General features: G+C 44.6%; 8 protein-coding genes and 2 pseudogenes. 6 read left to right on the top strand and 4 right to left on the bottom strand.

Annotation, left to right across the window (positions count from 1 at the left end):
• From LC605_RS27535 to LC605_RS27515, 5 genes and pseudogenes are all read left to right on the top strand, one after another.
• Window positions 1–90: pseudogene (locus tag LC605_RS27535) on the top strand (IS5/IS1182 family transposase); the annotation flags it as partial.
• Between the two features lie 494 nt (window positions 91–584).
• Window positions 585–1,205 (top strand): 2OG-Fe(II) oxygenase, encoded by a 621-nt coding sequence (locus LC605_RS27530; RefSeq protein ID WP_229550664.1) that lies wholly within the window; start codon window positions 585–587, stop codon window positions 1,203–1,205.
• A 98-nt stretch (window positions 1,206–1,303) separates the two neighbouring features.
• The gene (locus LC605_RS27525) at window positions 1,304–2,044 is read left to right on the top strand and encodes an RNA methyltransferase (RefSeq protein WP_229550663.1); all 741 of its coding nucleotides are present in this window, start codon (window positions 1,304–1,306) and stop codon (window positions 2,042–2,044) included.
• 173 nt (window positions 2,045–2,217) lie between these two features.
• The gene (locus LC605_RS27520) at window positions 2,218–3,783 is read left to right on the top strand and encodes a serine hydrolase (protein WP_229550662.1); all 1,566 of its coding nucleotides are present in this window, start codon (window positions 2,218–2,220) and stop codon (window positions 3,781–3,783) included.
• Between the two features lie 684 nt (window positions 3,784–4,467).
• Window positions 4,468–5,616, top strand: coding sequence for an amidohydrolase family protein (locus tag LC605_RS27515; protein WP_229550661.1), 1,149 nt, complete (start codon window positions 4,468–4,470; stop codon window positions 5,614–5,616).
• Window positions 5,617–6,161: 545 nt separating this feature from the next.
• Here the strand turns inward: LC605_RS27515 and LC605_RS27510 are convergent.
• A pseudogene (locus LC605_RS27510) lies at window positions 6,162–6,323 on the bottom strand (RNA-guided endonuclease TnpB family protein); the annotation flags it as partial.
• Between the two features lie 41 nt (window positions 6,324–6,364).
• Here LC605_RS27510 and LC605_RS27505 point away from each other — a divergent pair.
• Window positions 6,365–6,511, top strand: a complete 147-nt coding sequence (locus LC605_RS27505; protein ID WP_229550660.1) for a hypothetical protein — start codon at window positions 6,365–6,367, stop codon at window positions 6,509–6,511.
• A gap of 15 nt (window positions 6,512–6,526) precedes the next feature.
• Here the strand turns inward: LC605_RS27505 and LC605_RS27500 are convergent, their stop codons facing one another.
• The 3 genes from LC605_RS27500 to LC605_RS27490 all read right to left on the bottom strand — a co-directional run.
• A complete protein-coding gene (locus LC605_RS27500) occupies window positions 6,527–7,051 on the bottom strand; it encodes a DUF2085 domain-containing protein (protein ID WP_229550659.1) in 525 nt (174 codons plus the stop codon).
• Window positions 7,052–7,092: 41 nt separating this feature from the next.
• The gene (locus tag LC605_RS27495) at window positions 7,093–9,204 is read right to left on the bottom strand and encodes a TIGR00300 family protein (protein WP_229550658.1); all 2,112 of its coding nucleotides are present in this window, start codon (window positions 9,202–9,204) and stop codon (window positions 7,093–7,095) included.
• Window positions 9,205–9,838: 634 nt separating this feature from the next.
• The coding region (locus LC605_RS27490) for an S-layer homology domain-containing protein (RefSeq protein WP_229550657.1) at window positions 9,839–10,643 on the bottom strand (805 nt) is incomplete at its 5' end.

Here is a 10,643-nt window from a genome sequence, read left to right as displayed (position 1 = left end):
TTAAGTAAAGATTATGAAAGATTACCCCAAACCTCGGAGACATTTATCTATATTGCGATGATTCGGATTATGGTCAGACGATTGGCATGATTTTTGACTGGTTTTGACTTTTAAAACATCCTCTTAGCTAACAAAATTAGTATTTGTAGGGTGCGTTACGCGAAACGCTAACGCACTCTACCCTTAAGAATGGTGCCGTACTGCGCTAACACACCCTACGTATATTTTCAAAAATCAAATATGAGTCCTATAGAATAAAATAGCCCTGAGTCCTGATAATCCTAGTATATATAGCGGTTCTCAATTGCATGGAATACAGACCTAACCCCCAGCCCCTTCCCTGCAAGGGAAGGGGAGTAATATTCAAAGCCTCCCTCCTAAAAGGAGAGAGGTTTGGAGAGAGGTCAAACTGTATTGCATCCAAGCGAGAACCGCTATAGTGACCGATTCATCGCTCACTATGTACTAGGATTTTATTTTAAGTTTAGTTATCAATAACAGCGCTTCTCGTTTACGTGAGATACACCCATAGGGGCACAGTACCACCCATAGGTGTCAAGGGAAATATTTCCACCACATCGATCATGAAACACTATCAACAACAACCTAACGCCTTCCCCAACGACTATCTAAACAACTTGTGGGGAGAAATCCAAGCTTGTCCTTACTTTGCAATCAACAACCTCAACCGCGATTTTGTCGCCACTAAAGGATTTTCTGTAGTGTTTCAGCGTTCTGGATTACCCAAAGTAGAACAGCAGTTTCCCTACTTCAAGCTTTACCTAGATTTAGCTCTCCAGCCGAATTGTAATGCTTTTTACCTCAATCCTTTACAGCTAAAAGAAGGCTCCCGCGTTGATCCGCATATTGATCGGTCTTTACGTTCCTACTCCAAAACCATTGAACCACCTGCGGTTGTCAGTGTCCTTTATGTGCGAGTACCTAGTGATATGGAAGGGGGAGAACTGGTATTGCGATCGCACAAACGCCAACTTGGTCAAATTAAACCCCAAATCAATACTTTACTTTACTTTCAAGGCGATTTAACCCATTCGGTTAACGCTGTGAAGACTCCCGGAAATCGCTTAAGTTTAGTTTGTGAGCAGTATAGTTTGTGCGAAACTGAACTCCAGGAAATCCCGGAGTTTACTGTGGAGTCAAGAGTTACTCAGTCTACAACTAAAAAGAAAAAGTATAGCTCATAGTTTACTAAAGTTACAATGTTATGTGACTTTTCAGGATAACATCCAATGCTGAGAATTAGCCTGTAAGTATTATCTAGTGCGATCGCCGGAGGGAAAAAATGAGCTTGGCTGGATTAAGAATTGTGTTGGTAGAGCCAGCTGGGCCGATAAATATCGGGGCGATCGCCAGGGTGATGAAAAATTTTGGTCTAGATCATTTAGTATTAGTAAATCCCCAATGCGATCCGCAATCGGCGGAAGCTTTGATGATGGCTGTTCATGGTAAAGAAATTTTAGAATCTGCGGTATTAGTGGCGACCTTACCAGAAGCATTGCATGGATGTGTCAGGGCGATCGCTACAACTGGTCGGGTTCGGAGTTGGGAAACACCCTTAGAAAACCCCCGCACTGCACTACCCTGGTTACTAGAGGAACCAGAAAAACCCGCAGCACTAATTTTTGGCAGAGAAGACCGGGGATTAAGCAATGAAGAATTAAATTATGCACAGCGCTTTGTTGGGATTCCCACAAGTCCAGATTATGTAGCCCTAAATTTGGCTACCGCCGTAGCAATCTGTTGTTATGAATTGTCACAATGTGCAGAACAACCTAAAATTCAGACCTTACGCCAAACTGAACTTGCACCAATAGAAGTTGTGGAAGCATACTATCAACAATTAGAATCACTATTACTGAAAATTGGTTATGTATATCCCCATACGGCGGCTAGTCGCATGGAAAAATTTCGCCAACTATATAATCGCGCTCATCTGAAAACTGGAGAAGTAGCCATGCTGCGAGGGATTTTACAGCAGGTAGAATGGGCCCTTAAAAGCCAGAGAGATGGTGAAAACTTGTAATTATTTGTTTAATATATACGTCATCATCCCCCAAAAAATTTAATATAGCTTAAACTAAACACAAAAATGTTACTTAGTGGCAAAGTGGAAATTGAGTATTAATCTTGCTTAAATATTAAGTTTTGGGGCAGGAGTCTGCAAGAAAACAGTCAAGTGGGTCACAAGGAGTAACAGTGTCAGAGTCAAGTGACGAACTAACAGCTTTCTCGCGGCGTCAACCCTTAAATCGCCGCCAGTTGCCTCAAAAAGTTCAAAAAGTGGTAAAGAAGAAAGTTAAAGCTAACAGCCAGCAGCAAGGCGTACCTGGCAAAGAAGCGGCGCTAACACGCCCAAAAAATCCCATCAGTCCCCCCCCAACCCCTGATGCTAGACGCCGGGTAAAATCGGGGTTAGTCATGCCAGCCGCAGTCAAACCAATACCTACTATAAAGGGAAAAATTCCTCCCTTCCGTCCGGGTGCTGTGATGGTTAAAACAGTGCGGACGGAAAAGCCAAAAATAGGCAAGCGCTCATCGCGGAAGACGCGGTTAAAGCCAATGGCGAAAACTATATTGTATGTTGTGCGGTTATTGATTGTGGGTGTTGGCATGGGTGCAATTGTGGGCACGGCGTTGTCCGTATTAGACCCGGCTAATCGCATCAGCACAACTTCTGCGCCGCAATCTAATAGTAATGTGGGGCGATCGCAACCACAGCCTGCCCAAGCCCCCCCAGTTGCATCTTCGAGCCTATACCTATCCCAGGAAATTACCTCTTTGAAAAATGCCGTGCAAAATTTGGCAGACGACAACCCAAATCTTACACCCGGAGTTTTCTTAGTCGATTTGGATACTGGTAGTTATGTAGATGTCAATGGCTCAAACAGTTTCCCGGCGGCTAGCACAATAAAAGTGCCGATTCTGATTGCCTTTTTCCAGGATCTAGATGCAGGGAAAATTCGCCTGGATGAAATGCTGACTATAGAAGAGGATATGGTTGCTCAGGGTTCGGGAGATTTGCAAAGCAAACCAGCCGGAACCCAGTACGCTGCATTAGAAATCGCCACGAAAATGATTACCATCAGCGACAACACAGCGACAAATATGCTGATTGCGCGACTGGGAGGAATAGAAGCTTTAAACCAGCGTTTCCGCACTTGGGGATTGACAACCACCAGAATTCGTAATCAACTTCCAGATTTGCAGGGGACAAACACCACTAGTCCGAGGGAATTGGGAAATTTGATGGCGATCGTGAGTCAGGGAAATTTAGTGAGTATGCCATCACGCGATTTAATGCTCGATATCTTGCGTCGGACTCAAAAAGACACTCTGCTACCATCGGGTTTGGGAACAGGCGCGAGAATATACCACAAAACGGGTGATATTGGTACTATGCTGGCAGATGCAGGTTTAATTGTTGTTCCAACTGGCAAGCGCTACATAGCAGCTGTGATGGTACAACGCCCTAATAACGACCCTCGCGCCGAAAATCTGATTAGCTCAATTTCTAGTGCTGCTTACCGAGAGTTTAGTCAAAAGACTCTTACACCCAAAACTACCACAAGCACAGTACCCGTAAATGGTTATCAGCCCACTTTTGTGAGTCCTGTTTTACCCAACGGTACAACAAGCACCGTGCCCATGAGTGTTTATCAGCCCCCTATTGCCAATCCTCTACCCAACAGCATGGGAAGTACTGTACCCACAAATGGTTATCAATCTCCAGTGATGAATCCGCAATATTACCCCCCAAGATAAGTAGAGCGGCGTGAATAATTCAAGGTTTCTAGTGTTTGTTTAGGGGACTTCCAATTAACAATTCAAAATTCACGCATTAAAGACATTTCGTAGTGAGGGCTTCGGCCCTCACTACGAAATCATCTTATACCGTTTCTTTGTGAAGCTGCATATATAGCGGTTCTCAATTGCATGGAATACAGACCTAACCCCCAGCCCCTTAAGAGCAAGGGAAGGGGAGTAATATTCAAAGCCTCTCTCCTTTTAGGAGAGAGGAATGGAAGTGAGGTCAAACTGTATTGCATCCAAGCGAGAACCGCTATATAGCAATACGCTTGGCTTTGTGGATAATTGTAGGTTGGGTTGAACGAAGTCAAACCCAACAAATGCCCGTTGTAGGTTGGGTTTCGTTCCTCAACCCAACCTACACATTTTTATTTTTTGGGCTTAACCCAAGGGTATTGTTACATAGCTGCCTTCTGCCCTGAGCGCTGGAGCCTTTTTTTGTAAACGAAACTTATTACGAATGAAGGCTCTTGTTGTTTTACAATAAATTCCCAGATTCTTTAACCTGTAATCATTTCAGGCTATTTTGTTTCGCCATCAAGGTATCAATTGATGATTAATGTTGTTTGATAGCGATCGCCTCGAATTTGCACAAGTTATTCTATCTAGACTCAAAAGTAAAAAAAGGAATCAAAGTTTATGCGCACTATGCGGAGTTTGTTTTACTTAGCATTAATGATTATCACGGTCGGATTCACCATCTATCTGTCAGATCAATCAGTTTACTTAGCCAGCGCCAAAGAGGCCCAGGGAACACGCTCTCTAGGAATGTTCGAGAAACTCAATAAATTGAGACCTTGTTACAATCGTAGCACTCAGCCAAAGACTGCGGTTACAGACCTTCACCTGCACCCTCAACCCTTCGGTGGATCAAGCATCCCATATCAAGAGTTGATGAGCTACCTCGACAAAAACAAAGTCCAATTCGTCTTGTTGTACGGAATCGGTCAGACGCTGCCTTACGACAGCAAATGTACTTATTACCTCGACTGTATTGGCACAAATGCTTTACCTAGCATCAAGAATGACTTTGAAAACGCTGCCAACTACGTCGAGTTTCCCCAAAAGAACACTCATGTTGCCCTATCCATGACCTTTTCCGATCTTGCCAATCCCCAAGGTGTCGTCGCCGGAATTAAACTCTTGGATGCCGAATACCCGGGTCTGTTTCAGTGGATGGGCGAAGTTAACCTACATAAAGAGGCATTGCGAGGTAATGGCCACGAGCCAGCAAGTATCGAAGATATTGCTCAATGGAAAGATTTCATGGTGATTCTCCAGAAGCGTGGTATCCCGATCTCACTCCACTCCGATCTCGGCGACAATAACAACCCCACCAAGAATCTCGCCCTGATGCGGGAAGTTCTGCGGCTGTACCCCAAGAATAAAATCGTCTGGATGCACATGGGGCTATCCCGCGAGTTAACCAAGATGAATCCGAAAGAACACATCAAGCTAATGTCAGAGTTCCTCGACAAAAATCCCAATCTATACCTAGATATCTCCTGGACTGTGATTGCCGAAGCCTACTTCGACACCCCCGAAAAACGAGCTCTCTACGTGAAATTTTTCAACCGCTACCCGACTCGAATCCTTGCTGGAACGGATTTCGTTGCAGCAGCCAACAAGAATCTGGAAATCTATACAAAGGAAGCCAACGTCACTGGAAGCATTTTGGCCGACTTGAATAATAAGGCATTTCGTGCGATCGCCCTGGGACAGAATTATTTCGATCTGGCCCCGAACCTCAGCGATAAGTTCGAGGCTCCCAAAATTTGTTCGCTCTAACCCAGAATAATCACTCCCAGTTCGCCCATTTTTTCGCGAGTTAGTACGACTACCCCTTTCAAGGTGACTCGTAAAATCTCTGTTTTTCTCTCTGCGCTCTCTGTGCCTCTGCGGTTCAAAAGTAATTTATTTAACCTTGTTTGGCGCAGCATACACGGAGTATAGAGCTTAAAGAGGAATTTATTGACCAAAATTTTTACTCACCTTGAAAGGGCTATTAGTACGACTTACGCACTATACAAATTAACCATAATATGTATAGTGCGTAAAATCAACGTTTCCGGCGCAGAACATAACCCTAATTTGGCCCTGACAATTCAGGTCATCTGGAAAACCTCACTTCTATTTCTCTCTTCCTTTAAGGAGAGAGACTTTGAATTTTCCCCCTTAGAGCGTCGGGAAGGGGGTTAGGGGGGATCTAGAAGTACTTAAAACCACAGCCAATTACTTTTGAAACAGCCTCTTAGTCCGCGAAGGCGGACTTCGTTTGTGTAGCCGCGAATTCCATTCGCCGGGTCTTAATTTGACTTAATTTGACTTAAGTCCTCCTCCAAGCTAAGAGTTAAATAATAACCATCAGCTTTTTTCGTTACTGATGCTGTTTTGATTTTAAATCCGTCAGGTATTGGGCGATGCAAAATAACTTTAACTACACCAAACATCGGTAAAGTTATTAAATTACCTTGCAAACACCCATCTTTCATTTGTCGCATTGTTCCGGCTGACAATGGAATTGTTCCGGCTGACAATGGAATTGTTTCGACTCACAATGGGATTGTTCCGGCTGACAATGGAATTGTTCCGGCTGACAATGGGATTGTTCCGGCTGACAATGGAATTGTTTCGGCTGACAATGGAATTGTTTCGACTTACAAAAATTAATCCACCCTATTAAGTTGTGCGATAAAACTTACAATTTGGTCAAGCTAGTTTTAGCACCATGCCACCCATGTAAAATAGGCATAGTAAACAATCCCCACGCCAAACCCGTAATTAACCCAAAAGGCGTGACTACATAATTATTAAAACTCCACAAACCAAAAACTTGTGCTGCCAATTCCAAAGGGTAAGCCATCATCAGCACACTTGCTAAAGCTATACCACTCCAGCCATACGGACTTAACCAGTAAAATCCCTTACCGCCAGTTACCCCATACAACAGACGAGTAATTAGCAAACCCGTGACAGTGCCGTAGCAGCGCATACACACAGCCATAATAAACGGTGGTGCTAAATCTAACCCCATATCTGGTTGCGGACAGACATGATTACCCATGAAATAAATGATGTCCGCAATTTCAGCAAGCAAAGACACCCCAGACGCAGCCAAAAAGGGAGCGATAGGCGGGCCAAAAACCATCCCTACCAACAAGAAATCAGCAATCAAACTGACCCAATTAATCTGCAAATCTTCACTGAAAGCTACTCTTGTCATCTCCCCTTCTCTGCGCCCTCTGCGCCTCTGCGGTTCGTTTCTTAACCTACCTTATTAACATAAGGACTAGTCAACTTATCCAACTGCTGAATCAACAAACTCAAGAACAAACCCACATCCGTCACCACACCCACCGATTCCACAGAACCGCGATCGCTTAACTTAGTCACCACAGCTGGATTAATATCCACACATACCATTTTCACACCAGCCGGAGTCATATTGCCCACCCCAATCGAATGCAGCATCGATGACAGCATCAAAATCATCTCCGCACCTTCTAAGTGTTTGGCATATTCTTCCTGTGCTTTAATCAAATCCATTTGGGTATCAGGCAAAGGCCCGTCATCCCGAATCGAACCCGCCAGCACAAAAGGTATATTATTGTGGACACATTCATACATCACGCCACTTTTAATTGCTCCTGCCTCCACAGCTTTGGGAATGCTGCCATAACGGCGGATACTATTAATTACCTTCAGGTGATGGCGGTGTCCACCACGGACAGCGACACCCCGCTTCATGTCTACACCCAAGGAAGTGCCCATGATATTTTGCTCGATGTCGTGAACTGCGATCGCATTACCACCCAGCAACGCCTGCACATATCCTTCCCGAACCAGTTGCGCCAAGTGTTCGCCGCCACCAGTGTGAATCACCACGGGCCCAGCCGTGACAACTACTTTACCGCCAGCATCACGGATTTTACGCAATTCCCAAGCCACTTGCTCAACGACCAATTCCACACGCCGTTCGCTGGAAACTCCCGCCGACATAAAGCTAAATTCTTGGGTGCTGCGGAGTTCGCGCGATTCAGTTTTGCGGATGGTGCGGATACCTAACACGTCTACAATTACCTGTTCGCCAACTTCTAAATCCCGGAGTATTTTACACCGAGCAACGAAGCCCGTGGGAGTTTGAGTAATGGCGATCGCGCCATCCATCCGTTGATTTTCTACCTTCACCCACTGACCACTAATCCGCACTTCGGTGGGATAAATAGTACTGACGTAGAAATCATCAGGCGCTACGCCATCTTGAATCACAGGCTCCAGTTTGGCGTCTCGTTCATCTTGGGGTAAATCTACTGCACCCAAATCAATCAATCGAGAGATAATTTCTTCCATCACTTCATGGGATGGCGCTGATACCTTCACCTCTGCGGCTGAGGTACTTTGTCGCTGTTCTCCCAAGTTGAAATTCAGGACTTGGAAACTTCCCCCGGCATCTATAATCAAATCCAAAGCGCGGTTAATTAAGCCAGCATCTAGCAAATGTCCTTCCATCCGAATGACGCGGCTTTCTACCGAGACATTGGCATGAATTTCATCTCTAACTGGTTCTGTAACCCGCAGAGTTAAGCATTTAGCCGCGCCACCAGCTTTGAGAAATTCCGTCAAAGGTGTTTCCAGAACTTGGAAACCCACATCTGCAAGGCGGGTTTTCAAAGCATCACTTCCTTTGTTCATAATGACGATGCTATCCACATTCACCGCATTACAAGCAAAGTTGACTGCATCGGCTTCCACAAGTGCGATTCGCTTTTCTGGTGCGACTCGCATTTCAATTAAGCGATTGGAGTAAGAATCAAAAGCACCGGGATAATAAAGCAAATAGCCATTTGCTAGGGGACAAAAGCAAGTATCCAGGTGATAGAAACGTTCGTCTATTAATCGTAGGGATAGCACTTCAATATCCAGCCATTTAGCTAGATAAGGATGAGAATCTAATTCTGAGCGAAAACCGTATCCCGCCCATAACCAGCGTCCTTCCCGATCCAGCAGTGCGTCTCCTGCTCCCTCAAAAGGTAAATCTTTGGGAAGTTCGTTGACTGTATAACCATTGGCCTCAAACCATTGTTTGAAGAAAGGCTCCTCTCCTTGACGTTCTTTGTGCAAAAAGCGACTGAGGACGACGTTATCGCCCAGAACTAAGCCAGCGTTGGCAGTAAAAACCAAATCTGGCCAGCCTTTTTCCGGTGGTACTAAGTCTACAATGGCGTATTGTTTAAGGATTTGATGTAGTCCTTGCCACTGTTCCACGGCGCGATCGCGCGATGATTTGTGAATATTCCCTTCCATCCAAGGATTAATCACATAGTCCACGTCGTAGTGATCAGGAGGGCACATTAAAAAGCGAATCCGGGAAGTCATAAAAATTTTACAAGGGTTTTATATGCTACAAGCTTACTTTGAATCCAGATTTTCGTTCTTTTTACACTTAGTCAAATCTGCTACTAAATTTCCGTCTTTTGATAGTTGAAGGCTTTACAAAGGCTTCGCTATTAATTCTATTACTGGAAGATGGCAATAAGTACAGAAGGTGGCAACTTAACGTAAAAGTTATGTCCCGCAAGGAACTGAAGTTCCTTGCTGATAGTAAAAGTCATCTTCAGATGACTAAAGATTTTTGGAGATATTTTAGTCATCTTCAGATGACTTTTGCTGTTAGCCTTGAACTATAGCGGTTCTCAGTTGGGTGCGATACAGCATTATATCGCGGGGTGTAGTAGCACAGCTATGCCCATAGGTGTCTACTTTTGCCAAAAATAGCGTACTCATTGGGTGTTGTTCACCCGCCAGGGAATATAATTCCCTGACTAATAGTGCAAGTCTACTGAAGTAGACTAGGGATTTTTGGTGATATTTTTAGTCATCTTCAGATGACTTGAGCTATAAGACAGGGATTTACAATCCCTGGCGGACTGGCGGACGTGCGGTTTCACGTTGCTCCCTGCCCCTTTTCCTCTTTTTGACCAATGACCAATGACCAATGACCAATGACTAATCAAGCAGTGACTATATAAGGTGAGTTGATCGTTGCTACACGCCCAGCATCTACCAAAGCTTGATATACTATCGCCGCTACCTCACCGCGTGTAGCATCGCGGGTAGGATTGAGTTGTTTCAAGTTTGGGTGATTAACGATAATTTCTTTGTCTATAGCCTTGACTACCTCATCCTTGGCATATTCAGGAATCTTGGCTTGGTCATCGAAAACTTGGATAGTTGCCGTACCATCACTAGACAACCCCAGTCCATTCACCAGGGAGACAATCACTTGGACGCGCTGGATATTTTTGTTGGGGCCAAAAGTATTGTCGGGAAAACCAGAGAGAAATAAACCTTGATATGCCTGCTGAATTACCTTGGATGCCCAGAAGTCTGCTGGTACATCTTTGAATTTGATCGCGGAACGGTTTGGCGATGGGTTGAAAGCTTTTACCAGCAATGCCGCATATTGTGCCCGTGTCATCGTTGCATCGGGTTTAAATGTGCGATCGGGAAAACCATTAACTATCCCCAATTTTACTAATTCCCGAATAAACCCACCTGCCCAATGATTCGCAATATCGGTTAATTCGATAGTTGGCGTTGGTGTTGGTGTTGGTGTTGCTATTGGTGTTGGTGTTGGTGTTGCTATTGGTGTTGGTGTTGGTGTTGCTATTGGTGTTGGTGTTGGTGTTGGTGTTGGTGTTGCTATTGGTGTTGCTATTGGTACTGGTGTTGCTATTGGTGTCGGTGTTGCTATTGGTGTGGGTGTTGCTATTGGTGTTGGTGTTGCTATTGGTGTTGGTGTTGCTATTGGTGTT

The organism is Nostoc sp. CHAB 5836 (assembly GCF_020829445.1).
Taxonomy (GTDB): Bacteria; Cyanobacteriota; Cyanobacteriia; order Cyanobacteriales; family Nostocaceae; genus Nostoc.
Note: the sequence above shows the minus strand (reverse complement) of the source record. Positions and strands in the feature narration are given on the sequence as shown.

Excerpts from the sequence above, each read along its gene's own strand:
- LC605_RS27525 (WP_229550663.1), top strand. The coding sequence starts at position 1,304 with ATGAGCTTGGCTGGATTAAGAATTGTGTTGGTAGAGCCAGCTGGGCCG.
- LC605_RS27500 (WP_229550659.1), bottom strand. The coding sequence starts at position 7,051 with ATGACAAGAGTAGCTTTCAGTGAAGATTTGCAGATTAATTGGGTCAGT.
- LC605_RS27495 (WP_229550658.1), bottom strand. The coding sequence starts at position 9,204 with ATGACTTCCCGGATTCGCTTTTTAATGTGCCCTCCTGATCACTACGAC.
- LC605_RS27515 (WP_229550661.1), top strand. The coding sequence starts at position 4,468 with ATGCGCACTATGCGGAGTTTGTTTTACTTAGCATTAATGATTATCACG.
- LC605_RS27530 (WP_229550664.1), top strand. The coding sequence starts at position 585 with ATGAAACACTATCAACAACAACCTAACGCCTTCCCCAACGACTATCTA.
- LC605_RS27505 (WP_229550660.1), top strand. The coding sequence starts at position 6,365 with ATGGAATTGTTTCGACTCACAATGGGATTGTTCCGGCTGACAATGGAA.